The following is a 23,105-nucleotide window of genomic DNA, read 5'->3' as shown; positions in this document are numbered from 1 at the left end:
GTTGGTTAACTATCTGTAAAGGCTTACTCTTTTATGAGTCGTTTTACAACACTAGCCTGATCACTTGATATTTGAACCATATATACTCCCGATGCCAATCTTGAAATATCAATAACCTTCTCTCCCTGCATGGTTTGCAAGTCGATAGTCATTACTAATTTTCCATTGATATCGTAAATCGCAGCTTTGTCAAGAGCGATCGTAGAGTTATTTGCAATAGTTACCTGACTCTGTGCAGGGTTAGGATACATAACAATAGCAACATCTAAGTTGTTATCGTCAACTCCAAGTATGGTTTCTACAGTCAAGGTAAAGACACAAGTAGATTCATTTCCATACTCATCCTCTGCCGTGATAGTCACAGGATATACTCCGTCGGGTAACAAGGTACCTGCCGGAGGACTTTGTGATAAAATCACCACAGGATCGGTACAGTTGTCGGTAGCCGAAGCTTCTCCCGTTCCAAAGTAATCCGGTACTTCATAGAACAAGTTACCTGCTCCCGGATCTACCGTTTGGTCTGCAGGACATACTAATTCCGGTGCTAACAGATCTACTACTGTAATGATAGATTGACAAGAAGCAATGTTACCACTGGCATCACTTGCAAATACAGTCGCTGTAACCGGTGTTCCTATATCGGCACAAGTAACCTCGGTTACATCTACGGCCAATACCGTAATACCACAAGCATCATAAGAGAGTGGTCCCGGTGGAATTACTTCCACAAAGAAGGCATCTCCGTCTGAATTGGTAAGGGTAAGTGTCCAGTTAGCAGGATCAAACTGTCCTGTAAATCCTGGAACGAAGTTAGAAATTACCGTTTCATTGTTTCCGAAGATATTATCATCGGTCTGTGAACGGAATCCAAATACATCTCCAGGAGCCACTGCTACTGCAGCAGAACCACTCTGGTTACCTAATCCCGGATCGGTAAGCATGGTATACACACCATTTAACAAGTATCCGAAGCTATCAAAGCCGGGAGCATCGTTCAAGGTGTAATCCCAATCAAAGGTAATATTTGCTGCCTCTGTAACAGGAACGGTAAAGTCGGTAAAGCCTTCGGTACCCGAAGAGTTATCACTTCCTATTACCATGATGTCATATACGCCTTCGGTAACAGCCAACAGGTCGGCAGGATCTACCTCTGCAGTTCCATCAGGACCTAATTCGATAGTGACATCCCAACATACTAAAATTGGTGAAGTTTCATCGATTACGTTAACGGTTGCAATACAACTTGTAAAGTTACCACCGTCATCGGTTACAAATACTTCTACTTGATTTTCCCCTAATTGTGAGCAATCAAAAGATACGGTAGTATCTATAATTGCGCTAAAGGTGATGCAGTAGCTATTCATCATCCCTGTGTCACCACCTGCATCATCATTGATAAGGAGTGTCCAATCACCGGTGATAGATTCTCCGGCAAAGACAGTATTAAACAATCCACCTTCCGCTTGATAATCGGCCAAAGGTCCGTTGGCATTACTAGTCCAAAGGGTTACATCGTTTGAAGACGCATCTGTAAAGACTAGCGTCGCAGCAACATCCAAGCCGCTACTTCCACCTCGGTCGAACATCACATCGAGTGTAGTTCCCGCGGGTGATTGCAGGGTCATTTCGATATCGGAAGCCCAGGTATGAATTAAGTTCACCTCAATTCTATCAAGGGTATAATCGGTTCCAATAACACCGGCATCGGCCACAGTGGCAATCGATGGGTTCATAGGACCAGACGTTGTGCCAGGAGCACCTGCTGGAATTGCTTCCGGTGCGTTACCGCATTCGGTCACATCCATTGAAGTAGCAGGACCACCTACAGTAGCTGTCCATCCACAAGCCTCATTAACGCTCGCTAAAAGATCACTAGCTTGAATGGTCGCCATTCCATTGGCATCCAAGATTACATCATATGCTGAAACCGGAAGAGAGTATTCTAATAAATAATTATCAACTCCTGCACCCCATGCCCAGTCATCTTCATCATCATATCTAAATCGTACTTGGAAAGCCGAATTAGCATATGGCATCGCATCTATAACTCCTGAAGAGGTAGGAGGGGTATCTACATCAACAAATAATATTTGTTGCCAAGCAGCACCATCCCACACTTCGACGTATAATTCGCCTGATGTTACAAAGACCTGCATCGAATAATCGAACGATAAATTAGCTGAAACAGCACCCGTTAAATCAGTTACAGGTGAATACAATTCAACAGTATTATTTGTTTCACCACTACCTGCCGCGTCATCATCAAAAATAGCAGCATTGCTCGTGAAATCGGCTCCACCAGGCATCAACGGAGAACCAAAGGTCCAATCAAATCCACCACTAACAATCACGGTGGACCATCCAGGGGGTAAACCTGCACCTTCGAAATCTTCCGAAACCACTAAATCACCAGGCTCTCCTACACAGAGGATTACCGGAGCTGTATTATCTTCAACTGTTACAGTAGCGGCGCAAGAAGAAGAATTTCCTTCAGCATCGGTAACGGTAAGGTTTACAGTATTTGCACCTGTATCGGCACAAGTAAACGTATCTACATCCAGACTATAGGTAACAATTCCACAGTTGTCTGTAGAACCACCATCAACATCGGCTGGAACAATCGTTACAGAACCTGTAACCGGATCGAGCTCAACTGTTATGTCCTGACAAACAGCTACGGGAGCCTCCATGTCTATTACCGTAATGGTAAACGAACAGGTAGAGGTATTACCATCGCTATCGGTGGCAGAGAACTCAACAGTAGAAACTCCTACCGGGAACATACTTCCACTAGGTAAGCCCGATGTTTGTGTTGTTGGAATAGGTCCGTCTTCCGGATCCAAAGCAATAGCATCAGAGAAGTTAACTACTGCATTACACTGACCCGGATCGGTATCAGTTGAAATATCAGCAGGACACACAATCAACGGTGGATCGCCTAAGTTTGGATTAAAAGTGATACAGTAACTGTTTAATTGTCCAAAATCACCTCCTGCATCATCATTAATTTCTATTGTCCAATTTCCGGTAATAGATTGACCTGCAAATACAGTATTTAGATTGACACCGGGGCCGTCTCCGGCAGCAACAGGGAAGGTATTTCCACCACCCTCAGCACGGTAATTTGCCAAAGGAGCGCCACCATCCCAGCCAGTCACATTGTTTGCAGAGTTATCTCTAAAGACAAGATCTGCAGCTGTATCGAGTCCCGAAAGACTTCCATTATCGGTAGTTAAAGCTACTCGAGTTCCGGCAGGAGAAACAAGAACGATCTCAAGATCATCTGCCCATGTATGATTTATATTAAGGGTAACATTGTCTAATGTATATTCTCCAGGGTTGGATCCAATAACACCAGCGTCTGCCACAACAGCAACAGATGGAGTCATAAGTCCGGAAGAACTACCCGGTGCACCAGCAGGAATTGGCTCGGGTGCATTACCACATTCGGCAATGGGCCCAGGAGCGGAAGTAGGACATGGCGTCAAATCTGCTACCTCAGCAGGGCTAAGCGCTCTGTTATAGACCCTAAACTCGTCCATAGCAGCTCCCGGTGCTAAACCGGTGCTTCCACTATACCCACCAACCTTAAAGGCCGATCCCGAAATGTTTACAGCGCCTTGTGCTACAGTATTGACCAATACTCCATCCAGATAGGCTCTTATTTCGGAAGCAGCACTATCGTACACAAAAACGCTAGTAGTCCCTGCTACCGCAGCACCACCATTCAAGGGCACGTCGGTTACCGGGCCTCTTAACCACCAGTTGCCTGCACCGGCAACTCCATTTGTAAAACATCTAAAACTAGATGCCGCAGGGTCACCAAAAATATAATACAGTGTACTTGAAGGCGCAATATCCTTTGTCTTGAACGCTATTGTCCAAGAACCCGCACCTAAATTGGAATTCCATCCGGTAGCAACAAAATTTGTTGTTGATGAGCTACCCGTTCCTTGCAATGAACCAACATCACAAATGGCGGGAACTCCTTGAGAGAGGGAACCATTAATAGTAGCTGTAGCCGTTCCTGCCGGAGGGGCTGTAGCCATATTCGTTACCGAAGCACCTGCTTCGTCAAATTTGTAATACAGCAATTCCGGTATCGCGGCAGGGGCCTGAATAGCCGGAGTTGTAGCCGGTGTTCTTGAAACAAACATCGCTGCATTTCTAGCAGTTTGTTTTACTTCAAGTGTTTCGATTTCATCAACCGAAAGGGAACCATTTGAATTAGTCTTCTGTGCCTGTACTGTTGTAAAACCCAACAGCAACAAGAGACTTAAAAAGGTTAAAAGAGTAAATTTTTTCATAAATTAAAAATTTAAATGTGGTTATAAAGTGAATAGTTCTTCAATATACCAATAAATTTTTTTTAAAAAAAGGCAGAAACTATTTAATCCTTGAGAGACCGTATTTTAATAAAGTTTCGATAATATTCAATGAATTGATTTTATATATTTGTTCAACACATTAAAATGAATAGCATGCAACTAAAATTCCTTCCTTTTGTTATTCTCATAAGCTTGTTTTCATGTTCAGAGAATCCTTCAGAAAGAAAACAAAAAACAGGATTCACCAATGGTGAGACAACTCAGTTTACAAAAATATCCTCCGAAATTTCACATATTACATTTCAAAATACCGTACAGGATAATACCGAATACAATTTTCTGAACTACCCCTATATGTATTCGGGAGCCGGTGTGGCAGTTGGAGATATCGACAACGATGGCTTCGATGATATTTTCCTTGTTTCCAATTTCGGTGCAAATAAATTGTACAAAAACAATGGAGATTTTACGTTTCAAGACATTTCTCATTTGTCCAATACAGAAGATAGTCAAGGGTTCTCAACCGGAGTAACCATGCTCGACATTAACAACGATGGCTGGCTGGACATTTATATTTCGAAAGCAGGATCTGTGAGTGATGACAATGCAAGACGAAATAAACTTTTTATTAATAAACAGAATGGCACTTTTGTAGAAGAAGCTGCCAAATGGGGATTGGACGATTCGGGATTTACTACCCAGGTATATCCTATCGATTATGACAAGGATGGAGATCTGGATTTATATGTTGTAAACTATAGATACGATTTTAAAAATAATACAAGAATAAGTGGCGAAATTCAGCGAAACATAGAAGAGGTTACCAGTGATCAACTCTATAGAAACGACGGCACTACTTTTACAAAGGTAACCGGACAGGCGGGGTTGAATAATAAAGCCTGGGGACTTGCAGCAGCGGTAGGTGATTTTAACAACGACGGCTGGGACGACATCTATGTTTCCAACGACTATTTGGAACCCGATACCATGTATATCAATCAGAAAGATGGCACCTTCCAAAACCAAATTAACTCCCGTATAAAGCACATCTCATTTAACAGTATGGGAAGTGATTATGCCGATTTGAATAATGATCTTTTTCCCGATCTCATCACCTTAGATATGCTTGCCGAAAATTACGCTCGTGGTAAGGAAAATATGGCCTCGATGAGCACTTCAAACTTTATGACACTAGTGTCTATTGGGTACCACCACGCCTATATGGCCAATATGCTGCATTACAATATGGGGAACGGGTATTTCAAAGAAACTGCCCAATTTAGCGGGATTGTAAAAACCGACTGGAGTTGGGCACCCCTTATTGCCGACTACAACAACGACGGGCTCAAAGACGTGTTTATTTCGAACGGAATCGCCAAAGATTACACCAACAGAGACTTTATTAACTCAATCCGGGAGTTTAACGCCCAAGGGAAAACGTTTACGCTGGAAGAAGTGTTAGCCATGCTCCCCTCCGAAAAACTGGATAATTATATGTACCAAAATAACGGAGATCTCACCTTTACAAAGGCTACTGAAGACTGGGGGTTAAAGGACCCGAATTTCTCTAACGGTGCTGCTTACGCCGATTTAGACAATGACGGTGATTTAGACCTTATAGTGAATAATATTAATGATGAGATTGGTTTGTACCGCAACAATGCCAACGCGAATTTTGCACAAATAAGTTTGAAGGGTTCCGAAAAAAATATCCTTGGAATAGGCGCAAAAGTATATATAAAGACCGGTTCAACAACGCAATTACAGGAACAGCAACTCACCCGGGGTTACGAATCTTCCGTGAGTCCGAAGCTTACTTTTGGTCTTGGAGCTTATGATGAGATAGACGAAATTATGGTGCTATGGCCGGACGGCAAAGTTTCAAAAATCAGCAATCCGAAGGCCAATAAGCTTATTGCCATCGAGTACGCTTCGGCCAAGAATGACAACATTGCACTCGGCAGCATCACTTCCATGAAACAAACCATAAACCCTAGTCAATTAGGGATTGATTATGTTCACAAAGAAAACGATTTTAACGATTATTCGCTTCAGTTATTAATTCCGCAAAAGCAATCTACAAAGGGCACCGGAATTGTAAAAGCCGATGTAAATAAAGACGGTCTGGACGACTTTTTTGTGGGTAATGCCGCAGGAGCTCCGGCTGCCTTGTATGTGCAAAATTCGAACGGTGCTTTTACCAAGACCAATGAAGCGCTATGGCAGGCTGAAGCAAAATACGAAGATGCCAATGCCTTATTTTTCGATGCCGATGGCGATGGCGATCAGGATTTGTACGTAGTTAGTGCAGGATATGAACTTTCTGCCACCAGTCCCTTGTTGCAAGATAGATTGTATGTAAATGATGGCGCAGGAACTTTCAGTAAATCCAATGCCTTGCCAAAAATGCTTACTTCAGGAAAAAGCGTCGCAGCAGGAGATTTTGACGGAGACGGCGATTTGGATCTATTTGTGGGCGGGAATGTAATTCCCGGGAAATATCCGGTTTCACCCCGCTCCTATTTGCTGAAAAACGAGAATGGAAGTTTTATAGATGTAACGACTGCGAATGGAGTTTTGGCGGAAATAGGAATGGTTTCTGATGCACTATTTACAGACTACGACAACGACAAGGATTTGGATCTGTTGGTAGTTGGGGAGTGGATGGCACCTGTGATTTTTACTAATACGAACGGAAGTTTTCAAAAATTGGAAGCCATTTCGGGGTTTGAACAAAAAGAAGGTTGGTGGTTTAGTGGTATCGCAGGAGATTTTGACGGTGATGGCGATCAGGATTATGTATTGGGCAACATTGGAAAAAACAATAAATTTCAACCCAAAGAAGACAAACCTATTTATATCTACGGAAAGGATTTCGATAATAACGGAACTTTCGACGTCGCACTTAGTAAGATTAATAACGGAAAACTGGTTCCGGTGCGAGGCAAAGAATGCAGCAGCGAACAAAATCCGTTTTTACTGGATAAAATTCAAACATACAAAGAGTTTGCAAGTTTAGAAATGAAGGATATTTATGGGGAAGATCAGCTTCAAAATGCCTATCAATGCACTGCTTATGCCTTCGAAAGTATGTATGCCGAAAATTTGGGGAACGGAAAATTTAAACTTACCAAACTACCCAATGATGCACAAACGGGTCCTACCCTTTCTTTTGTGACCGGAGATTTTAACCGGGACGGAAATTTAGATATCATGGGAATTGGCGCAATTTACGATGCCGAGGTGGAAACCATACGCTACGATGCTAATTTTGGTTATGTATTACTGGGAGATGGAAAAAACGGGTTTACCTATTCTAAATCACATGATCCTTTTATAAACAGTGATGCCAAGGATATTACACAAATTAACATTAAAGGGAAGCCACATTATTTCGTAGTGAGTAATAACGCTCCGTTGGAGATTTTTACCTTTTCACCTTAATATATTTAAAAATACGGTGCATACTGGGCTATTCTGAAATCGATAGTGGTTTTATCGGGAAACTGCTCTTTCATTTTTCGGTAGGCCGGAAGACTTCCAACGGCTCTGTTTGCAGCCCCTGAAGGAGCAGTTAAGGATACAGTTTTTATTTTTCTGACACTATTCGGAAGCAAAAATTCGTGAACTCGAGGCACATCATTAGACACTAATTCCAGATTCGTTTTATATGTTTTTAAATGTCTTCGGAAGAAATATTCGGGGCCATTTTTACTGTTTCCACCTGTAAATAATAAGGTATCTATTTTAGGGTATTGCTGAAGCATTTTTACAACATCACGCAGGTCTATATCTTGCATCCCCAAATCGCTGGCATCTACTTTTTCCCGCTTGGCCGAAGCTACTATGTCACAAATTCCAATGCCTCTTTGGGTTAAAAACTCTTTCCGTTGCGCAATAGCCCCAGGAGTAGTTTCAAAATCTAAATTAAGATTGAAAATTGAATTCAGAATAGGCCAAAGCTGTCCGTCCCTGCTTCCGTAGCAAAAATGCACGTCACCTTCTTTTAAATCTCCGGTGGTGAATCTTGGTGGCGGTAACGTACCAACAATAAGCTTTGTGGCCGTTTTAGGGATAAAGGGTGGGTATGGGTGAATATGATGAAACACTATCTTGTAAAGACTAATTCGGTTTGTGTAGACATTGCCTCACTAAAACCATAGCCTTCGTAATTAAATCCTTTAATATCTTCCTCACTTTTGGCATTTGTATCGATTAAATAACGAGTCATATAACCGCGAGCCAGTTTTGCAAAGGTCATAATGGTTTTGTACTCCCCATTTTTGAAATCTTTAAAGACCGGTGTAATAACCGGTACTTTTAAGGCTTTGGTATCGATGGCTTTAAAATATTCGTTACTGGCCAGATTTACAAATAGTTCGTTGTCTTTCAACTCCTCATTCAATGTCTGTGTAATTTTATTCTTCCAGAAGTCGTACAAGTTTTTATTTTTCCCAATGGTAATTCGGGTACCCATTTCCAGGCGATACGGCTGAATTAGATCCAAAGGTTTTAAAATTCCATAGAGCCCCGAAATAATTCGAAGGTTATTTTGTAAAATTTCAATCTTTTCCTTCGGAAGGGAATACACATCCAGTGCGCGATACACGTCCCCGCTAAAAGCGTACACCCCAGGTCGTGCATTGGAAGTTGTAAAAGGCAATTCCCACTCCTGATTCCGCTCGTAGTTGAGTTCGCCCAAATTTGAAGAAATACTCATGAGCTTGGAAAGGCTTCTGGCCGATTTCTTTTTCAGCAATTTATTCAATCGTTCGGCTTCCTCTAAAAACAGCGCTTCAGAAAATTTTGCAGTGGGTAATTTTGAATCGAAATCCAATGATTTCGCAGGCGAAAGTACAATCTTCATAACAGGAACTTTTTCTCAAATTTACTAAGAATTGACGAAACAAGCACGCTATAAAATTGGGAGTAGTTATTGCTAAATAAACAGAATTTATTCCTCGATACTATGCCTGGCGTAGTTGCGCCATTTTTCCAAACACTGTTCCATATCTTCAGGAATGGGCATCTCAAAACGATGCATTTTTCCGGTTACAGGATGCTCAAAACCAAGTGTTCGGGCATGTAGAGCCTGTCTGGGTAAAAGTTTAAAGCAATTATCCACAAACTGCTTGTATTTACTGAAACTTGTTCCTTTTAAAATCTTTTCACCCCCATAGCGCTCATCGTTGAACAAGGTATGCCCTTTATGTTTCAAATGTACTCGTATCTGATGCGTTCTACCGGTTTCAAGTCTACAAGAGACTAAAGTAACATATCCAAACCGCTCCAATACCTTGTAATGTGTTACAGCCGGTTTTCCCTTTTCGTCGGCATCGTCTCCTTCAAAAACGGTGTTTTGCAAACGGTTTTTGGGATGTCTACCTATATGACCTTCTATGGTTCCGGTATCTTCTTCCATATTTCCCCAAACCAGGGCAACGTATTCTCTTTCGGTAGATTTATTGAAAAACTGTTTCGAAAGATGTGTCATTGCTTCTTCGGTTTTGGCAATCACTAAAAGTCCGCTGGTGTCTTTGTCGATACGATGCACCAAACCGGGTCGGTTGCTACTGTTATTGGGCAGATTTTCAAAATGGAATGTCAACGCATTGATAAGCGTTCCGCTGTAGTTTCCGTGCCCCGGATGCACTACCATTCCGGCAGGTTTATTGACTACTAGCACTTCATCGTCTTCGTAAACAATATCAATGGGAATATCTTCGGGGACTAATAAAAATTCGTAGGGAGGATGTTCAAATAGTACAGTAACGGTGTCATTGCCTTTTACTTTGTGGCTCGATTTTACAGCTACATCGTTTACGTAAATATTTCCGTCTTTGGCTGCTTTTTGAATTTTGTTTCGCGTAGCGTTCTCTACCCTGTTCATAAGGTATTTGTCTACCCGCAATGGTTGTTGGCCTTTGTCGGCTACAAATCGGAAATGTTCGTACAAGTCGTCATTACCGGTCTCATCAATGTCTTCGTTAATTTTCTCCATCGTCGTCTATTTCAGGTAATGCATTTTCATCTTCCAGGGACCCTTCGCCATCGCCTTCTTCTGTACCTTGTCTCAGACTTCCTGAACCATCTCCCAAAATAAGATCAATCACCGAAGTAATTTGAAGGTTGTCACCGGGTTCCAGTTTTTCGCCATTATGTCGTAATTCCAGTACCTCGTCCTTGGCGATGTAGGGGCGGTAACTAACTTTACCAATTTCAAAACCCATAGCCAATAAGGTAGGTTCGGCCTGTCTTCGGGTTCTTCCTACGACTTCGGGAACAATCACCTTTCTATAACCGGAAGGGTTAAGGTATAAATAGATTTTTCGGTCTTCTTTTACAAATTTTCCTGCCTTCGGAATTTGTTCAATCACCGAATACTTTGGGAAATCGGGATTGTAATTTGCCGAATCCAATATTTCAAAACGCAAATCGTTTTCATCTAAAAGGTCCTCAACATCATCTAACGACATTTTTGCCAAATTAGGCACTTCAATTTTTTGATTGTGATTGGTGGTACTTCGCAGCCACCATAAAACTAGAAAGGAAAATATTATTAAGGCCAATATTGCGTAGAGCAACTGCTTTAAAAAAGCCTTGGTAAATAAAAATTTGAAAAATGTCATACGTTGCTAGTTAAGAGGCAAAAATATAAAACCTAAAGTTAGTATCTTTCTATGGATTAGTGATATTTTTGTTAAACGTTGTAAATACTACTTTGTTATGCCTAAAAAAATTGTTGCTGTTGCCATGGGTGGCTATGCGAGCGAGTTTGAAATCTCTTTGTTAAGTGGTGCAGTGGTGTGTGAATCATTGGATACTTCAAAATATGAGGTGTATGCCATTCATATTTTAAAGACCGGGTGGCATTATGTTGCGACCGATGGCACTAAACATGAAGTTAATAAAGCCGATTTCAGTTTCTCCAATGGTCGTGAAACCCTTGTCCCCGATGTTATTTTTAATACCATCCACGGAACTCCGGGAGAGGATGGCTACTTACAAGCCTATTGGAAGCTTTTATCGATTCCGCAGACAAGCAGCGATTTTTATCAGGCAGCATTGAGCTTCAACAAAAGGGATTGTTTGTCGGTGTTGCAACACTTCGGAATAAAATGTGCCAATTCGTATTATGTAAATAAAGGCGGAGAAATTCACCTGGAAGAAATTGTAAAGAAGGTAGGATTACCCTGTTTTGTAAAGCCCAACAGATCGGGTTCCAGTTTTGGTGTGAGCAAGGTTCACGACATGGAAGATTTATTGCCCGCTATTGAAATGGCTTTTACCGAAGACAGTGAAATAATTATAGAAACCGCATTGATAGGCACCGAAGTTTCGGTAGGAGTGTATAAAAATGGGGCTGAAGCCGTAGTGTTACCGGTTACTGAAATTGTTTCGGAAAACGACTTTTTCGATTATGAAGCAAAATACTTAGGGAAATCACAGGAAATTACCCCGGCGCGTATTTCAGAAAAAGAAACCGAATTAGTGCAGGCGGAGGCAAAAAGAATCTATGGCTTACTCAATATGGCCGGTATCACCCGAAGCGAATTTATTATTCAGGAAGGAGAACCCTTTTTTCTTGAAATTAATACCAATCCGGGTTTGTCTAAAGAAAGTATTATCCCAAAGCAAGCTCGGGAAGCAGGTATGACCCTAACACAGTTTTTTGGAATTTTAGTTGATAACGCCTTAACAAAAAACTAACTATCTTTAACCTATGAAATGCCCATCAACCAGTTACAAGTTGGATGAAATAAATAAAACAGGCATTGCATCTTTGTGGTTACCAAATATTTTTTATAGATGAAACGTGCAGTTTTTCCCGGTTCCTTCGACCCCATCACCTTGGGGCACGTAGATATTGTTAAAAGAGCATTGCCGTTGTTCGATGAAATTATTATCGCCATTGGTGTAAATGCAGACAAGAAGTATCTTTTTTCGTTGGAGGAGCGGTTACAATTTATTGAAACCACTTTTGCTTCCGAAAAATCCATCAAAGTAAAAACTTATACAGGACTCACCGCTGTTTTTTGTGAGACAGAAAAAGCACAATTTATACTTCGCGGGCTCCGCAATACAACCGATTTTAATTATGAGCAGGCCATTGCTCAAACAAATTTTGAAATGACAGGTATTGAAACCGTTTTCCTGGTTAGCACTCCGGGCGTATCTAACATTTCTTCCACAATAGTTCGGGACGTACTTAGAAACAAAGGAAATGCTTCGAGTCTTGTTCCGAAAGCAGTAATCACTTCCAAAAAATAGTATTCTTTTAAATGTAGGGCACAAAAAAACTCCTTCAGAAAACTAAAGGAGTTATTATATTGTAAAGATAAAGTCTCTTATAACGCAGCTACGTGCTTCGCCATATTCGATTTTAAGTTAGCTGCTTTATTATCGTGGATAATATTCTTCTTCGCTAACTTGTCGATCATAGAAACAACCTCCGGGAATAACTTTTCAGCTTCCTTCTTATCGGTAAGTTCTTTGAACTTCTTCATAACATTACGCGCCGTTTTATGCTGATAACGGTTACGTAAACGCTTTACGTCGTTGCTTCTAATTCTCTTTAATGCTGACTTATGATTCGCCATTTTGCTATTTTTAATTCTTATCTTTTGTAGTCCGTAGGGGAATCGAACCCCTGTTACCAGGATGAAAACCTGGCGTCCTAACCCCTAGACGAACGGACCATTGGTTTTTTAATGCGGATGCAAAAATACAACTATTTTTTAATGCCGCAAATCCTTATAAACATTTTTGCAAAAAAATTAATACGCCTTCGCAAAAAGTACTTTTCGAGCAGAAGGTTTCCCTGTAACCATACAGCTTCCTGCGACATTGTCCGTATCCAAAGGAATACATCGTATTGTAGCTTTGGTTTGATTTTTTATTTGTTCTTCAGTTTCAGCGGTTCCATCCCAATGTGCCAGTATAAATCCACCTTTTATTTCCAAAACCTCTTTAAATTCGGCGTAAGTCGATACCGAGCTAGTATGTGCTGCCCTATGATCGGTTGCTTTTTTGTACAAATTCTTCTGAATTTCATCCATCAAATCTGAAATATAAGCTACCACTTTGGAGTTTTCAATCAGTTCTTTAGTCAAAGTATCACGTCGTGCCACTTCCACTGTACCGTTTTCAACATCTTTAGGACCAATGGCAATTCGTACCGGAACCCCTTTTAATTCGTATTCGTTAAATTTCCAACCCGGTTTTTGAGTATCTCTGTTATCGAATTTTACCCGCAGCCCCTTGGCTCTAAGTTCTTTCATCAAACCATTGGCAACTTCACTCACCATTTCAAACTGTTCATCATTGCGGTAAATTGGCACAATAACCACCTGATCGGGCGCCAAATTTGGAGGCAATACCAAACCATTATCATCACTGTGGGTCATTACCAACGCCCCCATCAATCTGGTAGATACACCCCAAGAAGTAGCCCAGACATATTCCTGATTCCCTTCCTTGGTGGCAAATTTTACATCGAAAGCCTTCGCGAAATTCTGACCCAGAAAATGAGATGTTCCTGCCTGCAAAGCTTTTCCGTCCTGCATTAACGCTTCAATGCAATAGGTTTCCAAAGCTCCGGCAAAACGTTCGCTTTCAGTTTTTGTTCCTTTTATTACGGGAATTGCCATATAATTTTCGGCAAATTCGGCATAGATATTCATCATCTGCTCTGCTTCTTCAATCGCTTCGGCTTCGGTAGCATGAGCGGTATGCCCCTCCTGCCATAAAAATTCGGCAGTACGCAAAAATAAACGAGTACGCATTTCCCAGCGCACCACATTGGCCCACTGATTAATTAACAAGGGTAAATCGCGATACGACTGAATCCATTTTCTATAGGTGTCCCAGATAATTGTTTCAGAAGTAGGCCTAACAATCAATTCTTCTTCCAGTTTTGCATCCGGATCTACTTCAATACCACTTCCATCCTCTGCGTTTCTAAGTCGGTAGTGCGTAACCACTGCACATTCTTTTGCAAATCCATCCACATGACTCGCCTCTTTACTAAAGTACGATTTAGGGATAAATAGCGGAAAATAAGCATTTTGATGCCCCGTTTCTTTAAACATTCGGTCCAATTCGGCTTGCATTCGCTCCCAAATCGCAAAACCATAAGGTTTAATAACCATACAACCTCTAACACCAGAATTTTCAGCAAGATCTGCTTTGATAACCAGCTCGTTATACCATTTTGAGTAATCCTCGGTTCGTGTCGTTAAATTCTTCGCCATATAAGGTAGTTTGGCACAAATATTGTGTTTTTGTTAAATGTTTGTTAGTTCTCGGCAAAACTAACTATTTTTATAATGTCCAACAATTAAAATACAATGTTATGCAAACCCAACAACTCAATATAAAAAAATGGATTCCTCTTGTTTTTACAGGGATTATAGCTCTTTTGCTTAGTTCGTGTGGTACGCATAATAATGGATATTCAAATACAGACGGAATTTATACTTCTGAAACGGAAACAGAAACCGCTACTTCAGAGGATAGCAATGAAAAAGCAAATTATTACAAACAGTATTTTAAATCTAAGGACAAAGCTTATGAAGACTTGCCCGAAGAAGATTTGATTTTCACCGATATTGAGGCCTATACCACAACCGAAAGCTTAGATGAAGACGGATATGTTGTGGTTGAAGATACCGAAGATGGTTACGGTGCATGGGGAAATAACACCGATGATATTACCATTAACGTATATAATTACGGTGGATACGGACATGGCTACTATAATTCCTTTTGGTACGGAGGATATTGGGGCTCTCCTTATTACTGGCATAGTCCCTACTGGAGTGTTGGTTACTCATGGGGTTATCCATACTACGGTTACTATGGCTGGGGATATCCTTACTATTATTACGGTGGGCACCATGGTTATTACAATAATCATTATTACGGCTATTCAGGCTATAATAACGTAGCCTACAATCGTGGTAGACGAAATTTAGATTATGCATCGGGCAGAACTACTTCCAGAAGCAGATCTGATGTAAACAGCGGTCGAAATTCGTATTCCAGTTCGGAATTATCAAGACGCTCAAGCACAAACGGGATACGCAGAACTACAACTGCGAGAAGAAGTTCAACGCTGTCTAATAATCGCTCAAATTCGAGTAGTACGCTTCAAAATAATAACCGTAGGAGCTCAACCACTATAAGAAACAATAGCGTGCGTCCAACTACAAATACACGGCCAAATACATCCGGGTCTTCTTCTACAATTAGAAACTCCGGATCTTCTATGAGAAGTTCAGGAAACACCTCGCGGTCTTCCGGATCGAGTAGCAGAAGCGGTGGTGGTAGACGAGGTGGCGGACTTTAATAATTCAATTTAATTTATTTACTTTTTGATATGAAAAGAATTACATTCTTACTCATAATGGTCTGCTTTATGGCTGTTGTGAATGCTCAAGACATAACTGACGGTCTCAGGTACTCAATGGACGACACCAATGGAACCGCTCGATTTAACGCGTTAAGTGGTGCTTTTGGAGCTTTGGGAGGGGATTTCTCCGCCATTGCGATCAATCCGGCAGGAAGTGCTGTGTTCTTAACAAATGGCGCTACGGTTTCACTTGGGCTGCATGACCGAGAAAATAATGCTTCCTACTTTAATTCTTCTGCAAAAAGCTTTGATACCGACGTAACTCTAAATCAGGCCGGTATTGTCTTTGTTTTTAATAACGCGACCGAAGACTCGTCATGGAAGAAATTTACCCTCGGACTCAATTTTAACAATGACAAAAATTATGACGATGAATTGTTTATCGCGGGGACGGGAAATACATCTATTGGAGAGTTTTTCCTAGCAAATGCACAAGGAATACCCCTGGAATTACTACAATTACAGGGTGGTGAAACCATATCAGACTTATATGCTTATTTAGGAGAGACTCAGGGTTCAGCCGCTCAAAATGCGTTTTTAGGATATCAGGGATATATTTTTGATCCAATGGATCCAAACGACACTCAGAATACTCAGTATATGTCGAACATTACCGACGGAAGCTTCAATCAAGAATATATCGCACTACAAAGAGGGTTTAGAGGAAAATACACATTGAATTTTGCTGCACAATATACAGAGGATTTTTACTTCGGAATTAATTTGAATTCACATAGTATTGATTTTGATAAGAGCACATATTTATACGAAAGCAATTCCAATGCGGGAAGTTTAGTAAGACAAGTTGGTTTTGAAAATAACTTATCTGTTTTGGGTGCAGGATTTTCGGCTCAATTTGGAGGAATTATGAAGGTTGCGGATAATTTGAGATTCGGACTTACCTACGACACTCCTACCTGGTATGTTATTTCTGAAGAAACCACCCAATATTTAGAAACTGTGCGTGTTGAGGATGGAAGTTCAATTTCGGAAATTATAGATCCTCGTATTATCAATGTATATGAAGACTACAATTTAAGAACCCCGGGTAAGATAGCTGCGAGCGCCGCCTATATTTTTGAAAAACAAGGCTTGCTAAGTTTTGATTATTCATACAAGGATTATTCACAAATTCAATTCAGACCGAGCAACGATCCTTTCTTTGTGATTGAAAACTTAAATATCAATAATGCTTTGAAAGGTGCGTCAAGCTACAAAATAGGTGGAGAATATCGGATAAATGAATTAAGTCTTAGAGGTGGATTTCGCTTTGAGGAAAGCCCTTATAAAAACGGGACAACTGTAGGCGACTTGCAGGGTTTTTCAGCAGGTCTTGGTTACAATTTTGGTAATTATACGTTTGATCTATCCTATGCGAGAGCTGAACAAAGCAGAGAGCGACAATTATATAAGGTTGGGCTAACAGATACTGCCTCCATTAACACTATTACCAGTAATTTCATTTTCACTTTAGGGTTTAACCTTTAACTGTTGAAAGTATATTATAATAAAAAAAGCCTCTCAACTTTTGAGAGGCTTTTTGTTTTACATTATGTTGTCAGACTATCTTTTTAACGTAAAGTGTCCTTTAAATTCTTTTTGCATGTCGTCCTCGGTATATTCTACTCTAAACCAGTAGTCACTCGAGGGTAACGGGTTCCCATTGTAGGTTCCATCCCATCCCGGACCAAGGGGACTGAGTTGTTTGAGTAACTTTCCAAACCTGTCAAATATATAAATTTTTGCCGTAGGGTCACCATTGCCAATACCAATGATATTCCACGTGTCGTGATACCCATCAAAATTAGGAGTGATAAGACGCGGGTAATCGATAATACTCACCTCTACAATCACACTACCACAACCATTTACATCCTTGATCGTTACCGTATGTATACCGGCCGTAACGCCCGTAAATATCGGATCGTCCTGGAAAGGACCATCGTCCAACTGGAACACATAGGTGCCTAGTCCCTCGGCCATCGCCTCAATGACATGACTCGAAGCAAAAGCGCCACTTATCACCTCGGCGCCATAGACCAGCGGGGGAGAAGACTCTATCACCGTAGTGCTAAACTCCTGACTACATCCATTGGCATTCTCCGTGATGGTAACCGTATAGCCGCCACTCTGCAAGGCTACAAGCGATGGACCTACCTCTCCCAACAACACCGAACCGTTAAGAGTCCAGGCAAAGGTATATAAGGTAGGATCCAGACCCGTATCGATGGTAGGAGGTGAAGCAGAACCCTCTTCCTCCGCAATTGGATTGCCATCTGCGTCCAAACACAAACGATACGTCTCATCCAGAACAACAGTAGGCAACTGCTCTACCTTCAAGATGGCAGAGACCGTAGCATAACACTGGGTATCTGCATTGGTAACACGTGCGTAGATAATCTGTGGATTTACAATGTTGGTATACAAAGTTGGTAGCGCCGTAGCTACATCTCCCGCCTCGGCCAATTCCATAGTCTCATAAAAAGTAACATCATAGGGTTGACCTGCTAATATCTCTAAGGCCAGAACACTCAAATCAAACTCGGTAAAGCCATCATTGGGAGCCACCTCGTCACAAAGTACATAAGGACCCGCAGGAGGGAACGCCTCTGCCCCCTCCAACACCTGAAGGTGGAAGGTCAAACTGTACTCCCCACTGCCCACAGGGTCTTCGCTACTTGCAATATAACAGCCCGTTTGCGTATTTAAAATCCCTACATAGATCTCTTGCCCCGGAGGACTCACACTACCGTCACTCTCATAACTGGTGGTGGCTCCTATGGGATTCAACCCCGCCGTAGCATCACCCGGTGTCTCATAGAAACTAACCTGATGGATCAGCGGATCCTGACCGTTTAATATCTCATCTATCTTCTGGGTTAAATCAAAAATAGCAATCCCATCACTGTTAATCTCACACACGATCATGTCTTCAATACTCGCACTGATGTCTGCAAAACCATTGACAATTAACTCCAACTCCACAATCTCAAAACACTCATAGACCGTAGCCAGGTTCGTAACCCGTACATAGATAATCTGTGGATTGCTCGTATTGGGATACGCACCCACATGAATAGGGTCCGATATATCCTCAGAAATCGCATTGACATTGTCAAAGGCATCCTGATAATTCTCAAAATAGGTAATGTCTAAGGCAGGGTTTCCCGTTATCTGTCCCTCTCTCTGGGTTAAATCGAACACCTCTATCTCATCGCCCGGATTATTGTCATCACACAACGCTATAGGATCGGGGGTGTTGACAACAGGATTGTTCAACACGCGAAGCTCAAAGTTGATACTCGTGTTAACACACTGGCTGTTGGTATCAAATACTCTGGCGAAAATCGTCTGTGGATTGCTGATATTGGTATAACTGCTCGAGGGGATAATCCGGTTCTCATCGGCATCGGCGTCGGCCTGACTCACGTAATAGTACACCTCTACTCCTAACACTATACCGATGATCTCCTCATCTTTGAGCGTAAGGTCAAATTCCGTAAAACCATCGTTGGGAAGACCCACATCATCACATACGGTAAAATCTTCAGCCTGGCTAACCAGTGGACCGGCCACTACCTGCAGCTCAAACTCCCTGACCGTATAACAGCCCGTAGCCGTATCGAATACTCGTATAAAAATACTCTGTGGATTACTCACATTGGTATACATCTGGGGAGAACCAATGGCATTGGTGCCCGTATCGGCATCTCCTTGACTCAGATGATAGGTCAATACATAATTTGCAGGAGGTGGAAAGCCTCCAAAGATAACTGCCTCCTGAAGGGTTAAATCAAACTCTCCCACACCATCCCCGTCGTCATCACATACCAACAAAGGCGGTAGGGTAACAGGTACCACAGGGGAAGACAACACAATCAAATCCAACTCCACAACACGGAAACAACCCGTATTGCTCGGTGGGGGATTCGATGGACTGTATTCTGCACGTGCGTAAATGGTCTGCTGATTGGCAACTATATTAAAATAAGGACTTATAAGTGCAGAAGCACCCGTCTGAGCATCCGTCGGGTTCTCATGGTAGGTAACACTCACAAAAGGTTCGCCACCGATAATCTCCGCTGTCTTTAGGGTTAAATCAAACGAGGAAAAACCATCGTTGTCATCGTCACAAACCTCCAAAGGAGTAGGACTCACAGGAGAGGGTACCGGGTTCACTACCAAATCCAGCGTATACCCCTGACTCACAATACAGCCCGTATTGCCATCGCGTACTCGAATGTACACCGTCTGTGGCTGAGGCACCGTATTGACATAAGGACTCACCAAAGCATTATCCCCCGTATCGGCGTCTGCCTGAGTGGCATGGAAGGTAACTACCAAAGTGCTATTGCCTGCTGTGATCTCCCCTATCTTACTGTTTAAATTAAAGGCCTCCATCTCATCGCCCGGATTGTTCACATCACAAAGCTCCAAAGGAGTGGGAGATACAACCGCAGGAGGTAGACTCACAATAAGTTCTACCGTGGTCTGACTCTGACAGCCATTGACAATATCTTCCACAACAATATAAATGGTCTGGGGATTGGTCACATTGGGATAGACCGTGGGGTTAGCAATGGCAACAGCCAATCCCGGATCATCGTAATAGGTCGTGGTGTAATCTGAAGGATCCAAGCCGGCATAAAGCTCAGGCTCTACCAAGGTCAAATTAAAAATAGCCAAACCATCCCCATTGGTATCACAAATAACCAAAGGCGAAGGATCACTTATCTGAGGACTCTCCTCTACAATTAATTCCAAAGTCGTTAGATTGTAACAACCCGTAGCCAAATCAACCAAACGAACATATACAATCTGATTGAAAGGATCCACATTATTATAAGGACTCAACAAGGCATTCACTCCATTTTGTGAGTCGGCAAAGGTGCGGTGGTAACTCACCACCAAACTCCCCGAAGGGTTCCCTCCTACTACATCCTCATCGGCATCACTTAGGGTGAACACACCAAAACCATCATTGTCTACATCGCAGTACACCAAAGGATCGGGCATAAAGATCTCGGGAGCCTCCACAACAATTAAATCCATGGCAAAGGTGCCATAACAGCCCGTATTATTATCCTCAACGCGTACATAAATCGTCTCGGGATTGGTCACATTCGTATAGGGAATAGCCAATGGCATACTCGCCGTATCGGCGTCTCCTTGCGTGGCATAATAACTTACACTCAAATTAAAATTACCACCCGTGATCACATCGTTTTGTGAATTCAAATCAAACTGGGTTACTCCATCGGCTACCGAATCATCACACTGGAAAAACTCAGGAACCTCCGTATAGGAAGGAACCATACCCAATACCAAATTAAAACTGCCCACAGTAAAACACGCCGCATTATTCTCGGCCCGTACCCAAATTACAGCATTGCCGCTGGGATACACATCAGGGGTGCCAATAGGTGCATTGCCCGCAGTAGCATCCGCCTGAGAAATATGATAGGTCAATGTAACATTGACCAAAATATTCAAGATCTCATCCTCCTTCGAAGTTAAATCGAAAACCTCAATCCCATCCCCATCATTGTCGCAAATAAAATAATCGGTAATAGGTGCAGTAATGGCAGGAGAATCGTTCACATATAAATCTAAGGGAACAATATCGAAACATCCAAAATTAGACTCCTCCAAACGTGCAAATACTCTTTGGAAACCCTGTAAGGTATTGGTAAAGGCAGTAGGAGTGGCAATAGGGAAAATATTAGCCTGAGCCGCCGATAAACTCAAAAAGTAGGTCACAAAAGTATCGGGCTGACCATCCTGTATCTGAGCGTCGCGAAGGGTTAGATCAAACTCCCCGAAACCGTCGTTGGGTAATTCGTCGCAAATCAATAAATCATCGGGAACAACGGCGATGGGAGGTGGATTAAAATGAACGTCTATCTCATCTGAAACAAAACAAATTCCTTTAAAAGCTTCAACATAGTAAGTACCATCTTGGGTAACCGGTAAAATAGGATCTGTTGCTCCGGGAAGTATAATACCATCTTTAAACCATTGATACACAAAATCGGGATCTCCAACATCAGCATTTAAAAATACTGTATCCCCTATACAGCTTTCAATATCGGGTCCAAGGTTGAGCCCTTCAAGATTTAAATCGACAACTAACTCGTCTTCGTTATTTATTTCATTTATTTCAGAAACAACACCAACCCCGGTACCATCATCATCTACTACAGCTTTTAAAGTAAAAATAGTGGGCGTCGATCCCGGAGGAAGGAATAATGTAATTACACCGCTCTCCGATCCGTCAATTGGCAATTCGACAGTGGTTTGTGATTGCCCAATTAGCACATTATCTGCATAAAAGGCGATAGGAGTATTAGTAGGAAGGGGAGCCGTACTATTTACATTATAAACAGTGTACTCAATATCTAAGTTGTTATTTGCGCATAATACTCCAATGTTGTCTATTGAAATAGTCGCATCGGGGATTTCAGAATTCACACTCGTCATAATATTATTAACCATCACAAAATCCTGAGAAGAAGTAAGATTGATGGTTATACTCGTATCTCCCGGTTGTATAATATTTTCGAGGTCAAAAAAATCCAAATCCATATTGTACAATACATTTGAATCTGTATAACTATTGGTTCCATTAAATGCATTATCACCCGGATTAAGAGGGGGATTGTCTATAAGAATCCCATTAATTAATAAAGTCTCATTATTGGCGATGGCTGCATCACCTTCCCACGCTAAAAAGCCTATTTTAGAAAAATCATCGGAGCCCACTTCAATATTGGTCAGGATAATTTCCAAGGAAGGATTTCCTCCGGATATATATTCAAGTCCGTCAAAAAGACTAATTTGATTTAATAATAATGCCGGGTCCTCGTATATAACATAGATAGCCCACCCCGCAAAATCGGTTCCCCCGTTACAAGCACCTGTGGCAGGTAAATCAATATTTAAATCTGCAAAGGTGTACGTGCCATTGCCATTCGCTGCTATAATACTGGAAACATCTGCATAGGCCGCAAAATAATTTATCCCTGTTGAAGCCGTTAAACTAAATGTTCTGGACGCTGTTACCGGAATTCCATTAAGTGAAACATCCAAATCACCACCATTTGCTGTGGGCCAAGGTCCCGACCAATACAAATGAGCCGATAAAAAAGTTTCGGTAGGCCCTAAATTCAAATCGGCAGCACTACTTGGTTGAAGAAAACAAGGGTTTGGGCTGGCATTTAAAGTGTTTCCAAAGGCAGTAAAATCGTACCTTCCGTTAAACTGCTGAAATATATCAATAGGCTGAGAAAAAGAAATTATGGGGATAAACAAGATTAAAATTAGTAGAATTTTTTTCACGTTTAATGTTTTTAAGGTTGGTCAAT

13 protein-coding genes and 1 tRNA gene are annotated in these 23,105 nt (G+C 41.7%); 5 read left to right on the top strand and 9 right to left on the bottom strand.

From position 1 onward, the window contains the following. Nucleotides 1-23: 23 nt before the first annotated feature. Entirely contained in the window at nt 24-4,307 is a 4,284-nt protein-coding gene (locus ATE92_RS08515; protein ID WP_100803300.1) for a proprotein convertase P-domain-containing protein, read from the bottom strand. A 174-nt stretch (nt 4,308-4,481) separates the two neighbouring features. Between ATE92_RS08515 and ATE92_RS08510 the strand changes: the two genes are divergently transcribed. Further along, nucleotides 4,482-7,772, top strand: coding sequence for a VCBS repeat-containing protein (locus tag ATE92_RS08510; RefSeq protein ID WP_198515609.1), 3,291 nt, complete (start codon nt 4,482-4,484; stop codon nt 7,770-7,772). A gap of 5 nt (nt 7,773-7,777) precedes the next feature. Here the strand turns inward: ATE92_RS08510 and ATE92_RS08505 are convergent, their stop codons facing one another. The 4 genes from ATE92_RS08505 to ATE92_RS08490 all read right to left on the bottom strand — a co-directional run bounded on the left by ATE92_RS08505 (nt 7,778) and on the right by ATE92_RS08490 (nt 10,957). After that, nucleotides 7,778-8,437, bottom strand: a complete 660-nt coding sequence (locus ATE92_RS08505) for a uracil-DNA glycosylase family protein (RefSeq protein ID WP_100803298.1) — start codon at nt 8,435-8,437, stop codon at nt 7,778-7,780. After that, nucleotides 8,437-9,195, bottom strand: coding sequence for a peroxide stress protein YaaA (gene yaaA / locus ATE92_RS08500; RefSeq protein ID WP_100803297.1), 759 nt, complete (start codon nt 9,193-9,195; stop codon nt 8,437-8,439). The genes ATE92_RS08505 and yaaA overlap by 1 nt, the downstream gene beginning before the upstream one ends. Nucleotides 9,196-9,282: 87 nt before the next feature. Further along, the gene (locus tag ATE92_RS08495) at nt 9,283-10,329 is read right to left on the bottom strand and encodes an RluA family pseudouridine synthase (protein WP_100803296.1); all 1,047 of its coding nucleotides are present in this window, start codon (nt 10,327-10,329) and stop codon (nt 9,283-9,285) included. Beyond that, a complete protein-coding gene (locus ATE92_RS08490; protein WP_100803295.1) occupies nt 10,316-10,957 on the bottom strand; it encodes a PASTA domain-containing protein in 642 nt (213 codons plus the stop codon). Before ATE92_RS08490 ends, ATE92_RS08495 begins: the two co-directional genes overlap by 14 nt. Before the next feature lie 97 nt (nt 10,958-11,054). Here ATE92_RS08490 and ATE92_RS08485 point away from each other — a divergent pair, with 97 nt between their 5' ends. Then, nucleotides 11,055-12,038 (top strand): D-alanine--D-alanine ligase, encoded by a 984-nt coding sequence (locus tag ATE92_RS08485; protein WP_100803294.1) that lies wholly within the window; start codon nt 11,055-11,057, stop codon nt 12,036-12,038. A 99-nt stretch (nt 12,039-12,137) separates the two neighbouring features. Beyond that, nucleotides 12,138-12,599, top strand: coding sequence for a pantetheine-phosphate adenylyltransferase (gene coaD / locus ATE92_RS08480; protein WP_100803293.1), 462 nt, complete (start codon nt 12,138-12,140; stop codon nt 12,597-12,599). Nucleotides 12,600-12,676: 77 nt separating this feature from the next. Here coaD and rpsT read toward each other — a convergent pair whose 3' ends face one another. The 3 genes from rpsT to proS form a co-directional block, all read right to left on the bottom strand. Beyond that, a complete protein-coding gene (gene rpsT / locus ATE92_RS08475) occupies nt 12,677-12,928 on the bottom strand; it encodes a 30S ribosomal protein S20 (protein ID WP_100803292.1) in 252 nt (83 codons plus the stop codon). Nucleotides 12,929-12,955: 27 nt separating this feature from the next. After that, nucleotides 12,956-13,027, bottom strand: a tRNA-Glu gene (locus tag ATE92_RS08470). Between the two features lie 78 nt (nt 13,028-13,105). Beyond that, entirely contained in the window at nt 13,106-14,581 is a 1,476-nt protein-coding gene (proS, locus tag ATE92_RS08465) for a proline--tRNA ligase (RefSeq protein ID WP_100803291.1), read from the bottom strand. 101 nt (nt 14,582-14,682) lie between these two features. Here proS and ATE92_RS08460 point away from each other — a divergent pair, with 101 nt between their 5' ends. After that, nucleotides 14,683-15,678, top strand: coding sequence for a hypothetical protein (locus ATE92_RS08460; RefSeq protein WP_100803290.1), 996 nt, complete (start codon nt 14,683-14,685; stop codon nt 15,676-15,678). 30 nt (nt 15,679-15,708) lie between these two features. Continuing rightward, complete coding sequence (locus ATE92_RS08455; protein ID WP_100803289.1) at nt 15,709-17,229, top strand: OmpP1/FadL family transporter; 1,521 nt, start codon at nt 15,709-15,711, stop codon at nt 17,227-17,229. Between the two features lie 75 nt (nt 17,230-17,304). Here ATE92_RS08455 and ATE92_RS08450 read toward each other — a convergent pair whose 3' ends face one another. Further along, the gene (locus tag ATE92_RS08450) at nt 17,305-23,079 is read right to left on the bottom strand and encodes a T9SS type B sorting domain-containing protein (protein WP_100803288.1); all 5,775 of its coding nucleotides are present in this window, start codon (nt 23,077-23,079) and stop codon (nt 17,305-17,307) included. Nucleotides 23,080-23,105: the final 26 nt, after the last annotated feature.

Origin of the sequence: Ulvibacter sp. MAR_2010_11, assembly GCF_002813135.1 — a bacterium.
In the GTDB taxonomy this organism is placed as follows: Bacteria; Bacteroidota; Bacteroidia; order Flavobacteriales; family Flavobacteriaceae; genus Altibacter.
The sequence above is the reverse complement of the archived record's forward strand: the minus strand, read 5'-3'. Positions and strand labels throughout refer to the sequence as shown.

Excerpts from the sequence above, each read along its gene's own strand:
- ATE92_RS08515 (WP_100803300.1), bottom strand. The coding sequence starts at position 4,307 with ATGAAAAAATTTACTCTTTTAACCTTTTTAAGTCTCTTGTTGCTGTTG.
- ATE92_RS08510 (WP_198515609.1), top strand. The coding sequence starts at position 4,482 with ATGCAACTAAAATTCCTTCCTTTTGTTATTCTCATAAGCTTGTTTTCA.
- yaaA (WP_100803297.1), bottom strand. The coding sequence starts at position 9,195 with ATGAAGATTGTACTTTCGCCTGCGAAATCATTGGATTTCGATTCAAAA.
- ATE92_RS08495 (WP_100803296.1), bottom strand. The coding sequence starts at position 10,329 with ATGGAGAAAATTAACGAAGACATTGATGAGACCGGTAATGACGACTTG.
- ATE92_RS08490 (WP_100803295.1), bottom strand. The coding sequence starts at position 10,957 with ATGACATTTTTCAAATTTTTATTTACCAAGGCTTTTTTAAAGCAGTTG.
- ATE92_RS08485 (WP_100803294.1), top strand. The coding sequence starts at position 11,055 with ATGCCTAAAAAAATTGTTGCTGTTGCCATGGGTGGCTATGCGAGCGAG.
- coaD (WP_100803293.1), top strand. The coding sequence starts at position 12,138 with ATGAAACGTGCAGTTTTTCCCGGTTCCTTCGACCCCATCACCTTGGGG.
- rpsT (WP_100803292.1), bottom strand. The coding sequence starts at position 12,928 with ATGGCGAATCATAAGTCAGCATTAAAGAGAATTAGAAGCAACGACGTA.
- proS (WP_100803291.1), bottom strand. The coding sequence starts at position 14,581 with ATGGCGAAGAATTTAACGACACGAACCGAGGATTACTCAAAATGGTAT.
- ATE92_RS08460 (WP_100803290.1), top strand. The coding sequence starts at position 14,683 with ATGCAAACCCAACAACTCAATATAAAAAAATGGATTCCTCTTGTTTTT.
- ATE92_RS08455 (WP_100803289.1), top strand. The coding sequence starts at position 15,709 with ATGAAAAGAATTACATTCTTACTCATAATGGTCTGCTTTATGGCTGTT.